This window comes from Acinetobacter sp. CY73 (assembly GCF_059515865.1).
In genome coordinates this window covers 18,161-23,838 of sequence record NZ_JCAKMZ010000038.1, presented here as the reverse complement: position 1 = coordinate 23,838, position 5,678 = coordinate 18,161, and the positions used below count along the sequence as shown (strand labels likewise).

Below are 5,678 nucleotides of genomic sequence, written 5' to 3'. Positions count from 1 at the left end.
AAGGCGAGTACACCGTTGAAGCAACTGCGAAAGATCCTGCAGGTAACGAAACTGATGCTGCTCCAGAAGAATTGGTGATTGATACCACTCCACCAGTGATCACAATTGATCCACCAGTGGAAACTAACGATACGACTCCTGAGTTAACAGGTACAACTGAGCCAGGTGCAACTGTTGATGTTGTTGTTAAAGACAAAGATGGTAACCCTGTAGCACAAGGTCCAGCGACGGTTAATCCAGACGGTTCTTGGACTTATACTCCGACGACTGAATTACCAGAAGGCGAATACACAGTTGAAGCAACTGCGAAAGATCCTGCAGGTAATGAAGCAACTGTTGATGCTCCAGTTGATCTAGTGATTGATACGACTGCACCAACAAATGTAACGATTGATCCAATTGATCTTACAAACGATGCAACGCCAGAAATCACGGGTACGACTGAACCAGGTTCAACAGTACAAATCACCATTACTGATGAAAATGGTAAAGTAGTTACTGGTCCTGCAACTGTGAATCCAGATGGTACTTGGACTTACACACCATCTGAAGATCTAGCAGAAGGTCAGCAAGATGTTGTTGCAGTTGCGACAGACAAGGCTGGAAATACAGCTGATGCTAAAGAAGACTTCGTTGTAGACTTTAGTGGTCCAGCAATCTCGATTGATCCGATTGATGAAACCAACGACACGACTCCTGAAATTTCAGGTACAACTGAGCCAGGTTCGACTGTTGATGTGGTGATCAAAGACAAAGATGGCAATCCAGTAGCGACAGGTCCGGCAACTGTTAATCCAGATGGTTCTTGGTCATACACACCAACTGAAGCATTGCCAGAAGGTGAGTACACCGTTGAAGCAGTAGCGAAAGACAATCAGGGTAACCCATCAGAACCTGCAACTGAAGGCTTCGAAGTGGATACAACTGGCCCAGTGGTTTCAATTGATCCGCTTGACGATACCAACGACACGACTCCTGAAATTTCAGGTAAAACTGAGCCAGGTTCGACTGTCGATGTTGTGATCAAAGACAAAGATGGCAATCCAGTAGCGACAGGTCCTGCAACGGTTAATCCAGATGGATCTTGGACTTATACACCAACGACTGAATTACCAGAAGGCGAGTACACCGTTGAAGCAACTGCGAAAGATCCTGCAGGAAATGAAACTGATGCTGCACCAGAAGAGCTAGTGATTGATACCACTCCACCAGTGATCACAATTGATCCACCAGTGGAAACTAACGATACGACTCCTGAGTTAACAGGTAAAACTGAGCCAGGTGCAACTGTCGATGTTGTTGTTAAAGACAAAGATGGCAATCCAGTAGCGACAGGTCCAGCGACGGTTAATCCAGACGGTTCTTGGACTTATACTCCGACGACTGAATTACCAGAAGGCGAATACACAGTTGAAGCAACTGCGAAAGACCCTGCAGGTAATGAAACTGATGCTCCAGCAGAAGAGTTAGTGATTGATACCACTCCACCAGTGATCACAATTGATCCACCAGTGGAAACCAACGATACAACTCCTGAGTTGACTGGTCAGGTAGAACCAGGCTTGACTGTTGATGTTGTGATCAAAGACAAAGATGGCAATCCAGTAGCGACAGGTCCAGCGACGGTTAATCCAGATGGTTCTTGGACTTACACACCAACAGAAGAGTTGCCAGAAGGTGAATACACGATTGAAGCAACTGCAAAAGATCCTGCAGGTAACGAAACTGATGCTCCAGCAGAAGAGTTAGTGATCGATACAACGCCACCAGTGATCACAATTGATCCACCAGTGGAAACTAACGATACGACTCCTGAGTTAACAGGTAAGACTGAGCCAGGTTCAACAGTTGATGTTGTGATCAAAGATAAAGATGGAAACCCAGTTGTTGAAGGTACTGCGACTGTTAATCCAGATGGTTCTTGGACTTACACACCAACAGAAGAGCTACCAGAAGGCGAATATACAGTTGATGCAACTGCGAAAGACCCTGCTGGTAATGAACAGCCTACAGGTCCAGTTGATTTAGTTGTTGATACTACAGCACCAGAAATCACGATTGACCCAATTGGTGATGCACAAAATAATGCAACGAATAATCAACAGCACCCGATTACAGGTACTGGTGAACCAGGTACGACAGTAACATTAACGATTGTTGGTACTAAGTTCGGTTATAAAGAGGAAGGTATTCAAGTCACTGTGGGGCAAGATGGCAAGTGGAATTATGTACCACCTGTGAAATTGGCTGAAGATATCTACCTTGTTACAGGTGTGCCTTCTGATGCAGCTGGTAATGTGGGTACAGCGAAATCTGAAAACTTCGAGGTTGACATTACACCACCTGTGATCACAATCGATCCACCAGATAATGGTGATGATGATGATTGGTGGAATACTTTCAGCGCGCCAGCGACTGTAGCAGAACCTGCGATTGCACCTGCAATGTTGGCTGCTCCAATGATGGCTCGTATGGCATTCTCTGCACCGATTGTGGAAGAAAACACGCCTGTTGTTGAACAAACTGTTACAGAGAAGCCTGTTGATGAAACAGTAGCATTTGCTGCACCAATGATGGCCCGCATGGCATTCTCTGCACCAGTTGTGGAAGAAAGTACATCTGTTATTGAAGAAATTGCTACAGAAATATCTGTAGATGCAACTGAAACATTTGCAGCACCTATGATGGCTTCTATGGCATTCTCTGCACCAGTTGTGGAAGAGCCAGTTGTGGAAGAGCCAGTTGTGGTATCTTTCCAAGCGACTTCATTATCTGGCAGTGCACTTAACAACGCATTGAATTTAGTGGGTAATGCAGTTTCGTCTGAACCACAGTACTTCGTCAAAAATAAACAGCCTACCTTCACGGGTGTGTTGATGGATGGAGCGATAGCTGTAGATGTCGTTATTCTTCGTGATACGGATGGTAACTTCATTGAAAGTGGTCCAGCTATTATCATTGATGGTAACCGTTGGTCTTATGCAGTTCAGAATCCACTGGAAGATGGTGTATATCAAATCGAAGCCGTTGGTCGTGACTTGAGCAGCAACCCTAGTCAACCAGTTTCGATAGTATTTGAAATTGATACAGTCCTTCCAGTTGTAGAGATCTTCGATTCTGAACCTACAAATGATGTGACTCCGACAATTACTGGTGTAACTTCTGAACCACGCGGTACTGTAGATGTCGTTATTATTCAAAATGGCGCATTGGTAGACAGAGGTAGTGCAACTGTAGATCCTGTTACAGGTCATTGGAGCTTCACAACTAATGTTGATTTAGCTGACGGTAAATATGATGTACAAGCTTTAGCGAAAGATAAAGCGGGTAACTCATCGCGTGACTCAAATACTGTAACTATTGATATCGTTGCACCAGATGCACCTACAGGTGCGTTCAACGAAGATGGTTCAGTACTTGAAGGTACTGCTCAAGCTGGTTCTACAGTGACTTATAAAGGTCCGAATGGTGAAATCCTGACGACTCAAGCTGATGAATCAACTGGTTCATTCAAGTTTGAATTCAATCCAGCAATTGACCAAGGTCAGCAAGTGACATTAACAGCGACTGACGTTGGTGGTACTTCAGGTCCAACTTTAGTTACTGCTCCTTATGTGACGCACAACAACCCAGCTGATGATGTAGCTCAAGCATTTATTGACTACGATCACCCTGTCACTGAGCGTTTCATTGACAATGCAATTTGCTATAGCTGGAAATTTGGTGTTTTAGGCTTTGTTCTTGGTCGTGATAGTGGTAGCACTACTTTCGAAATCGGTAAGGGTAAACATGCTGATATCGAATTACAGATCAAAACAGGTTCATTGAAAGCGATCTTTGATCAAGTTAACTTGGTACTGTCTAAGTACAATCCGAGCACAGGAACTTGGGAAAAAGTTGCTTCAAATACTGATTCAGGTTTGTTTGATTTCCTTGGCTTCTTCGGTGAAAAAGCAAAAGTCAAAGTAAATGACCTTGAAGCTGGAAAATATCGTATCGATATGGAAAGCTGGAGTGCGATCACCAAGTTTGGTTATGTTGAAACTGACATCGTTATTCGTGAAGTAGACTCTAACTTTAAAGTTGAAGTTTCTGACATCACTGATGCAAGTGGCAATGTATTAGCAAACGATGTACTTGATGGTACTTCTAAGCTAACTGATGTTGATGGTGTAGCTGTGACCGAGGCTGGCGTTACTATTAATGGTAACCATGGCACATTGACTATCAAAGCTGATGGTTCTTATGTGTACAAGCCAAGCGCTGACTTGACGAACATTGGTAAGACAGAAGTGTTTGAATACACAATCACCGATGCTAATGGCAAGACAACGACTGCTGACTTAATTGTTCAAATTGGTACGAATTCTGGTATTGATTTAACATGGGATCCTACAGATCCAGCTAAACCAGCAACGACTAACTTATCTGTTTCAGATGATGTGAATTCTGCACAAACTGTTGTTGAGAAAGCTCAAGACTGTGTTCAATCACTAGTATGTGGTTCTGCTTGTTCTGCGGCTTATTACAGTGGTAAGAAAGTTGATGGCGTAAGCAAACTTGCGATTCAAACATTGGCTGAAGGTACGACTGCGAAGATTGCAATTAAGTCTGCGTTAGCTTGCAGTCAGACGATTACTGGTGACAAGTTCAGTTACCAAGTTCAGTACAAAGATAGCTCTGGTAAGTGGGTAAATGCTTCTGGCGCTGGTGCATCTGGTTCAGTCATTGGTAACGGTTACAAATATGCAGGAACTGCATTGTTTAATACGTCGTACCAAGCAGATAGCGCGTTGTCTAAACAATGGCAAGTCGTGTTTACAACTTCAGAAGCTAACTATAGCCATTGGGGTTCGAACTCAACGATGATCTACACGTATGTTCAAGCGATAGTTTCAAGCGATAAACTTGTGACCGAAGGCGTGAACAAAGCAGTTGGTAACGTCATTACTGATGACACTGGTTTCGGTGCTGATAAATTGGCAAGTAAAGATGACCAATTGTTTGTTAAGAATCCAAACACAGGTAATTTCGAGCTTGCTAAGGGTGATGTAATCAGTGTTACTGCTGGTAAATTAGTTTTGAATCAAGATGGTAGCTATGTATTTACTCCTGCTGCGAATGCAACAACTGCAGATGTTGAGTTTGAGTACAAGTTAGTTGCTCCAAATGGTGTTGAGAAATCAGCAACATTGACAATCGATTTAGGTAAAGCGTTTGTTTCTTCAGCTGCGAATGACACAGTCGCGCTAGGTGAAGGTGCAGATAAGATTATCTTCAATCTATTGAATGCATCTGACAAGACTGGTGGTAATGGTCACGATACTTGGACTGATTTCAAAGTTGAAAGCAATGACAAGATCGATATCTCTAAATTGTTACAAGGTGACGTAACTGATCAAAACATCGACAAATACGTTTCAGTGAACAAAGTAGGTAACGATACTATAGTCAGCATCGACCGTGATGGTTCAGGTACTAACTTCTCGAAAGCAGATCTTATTACCTTGAAAAATACAGATACAACACTTCAAGATCTATTGAACAACAATCACTTGTTGTACTAATAGTCTGCTAGTGTGAATTAAAAAAGAGGATCTTCGGATCCTCTTTTTTTCGTCTCAAGAAATTAATAAATTATGGATGAGCATGAAAGAATAGTTTCAATCATGATTTTT

The 5,678-nt window shown here is 42.8% G+C and carries 1 protein-coding gene; it reads left to right on the top strand.

What is annotated here, in order from left to right; all coding sequences use genetic code 11:
• A partial coding sequence (locus tag AC5YD2_RS14590) for a BapA/Bap/LapF family large adhesin (protein ID WP_496127025.1) occupies positions 1–5,567 on the top strand: 5,567 nt, incomplete at its 5' end.
• Positions 5,568–5,678: the final 111 nt, after the last annotated feature.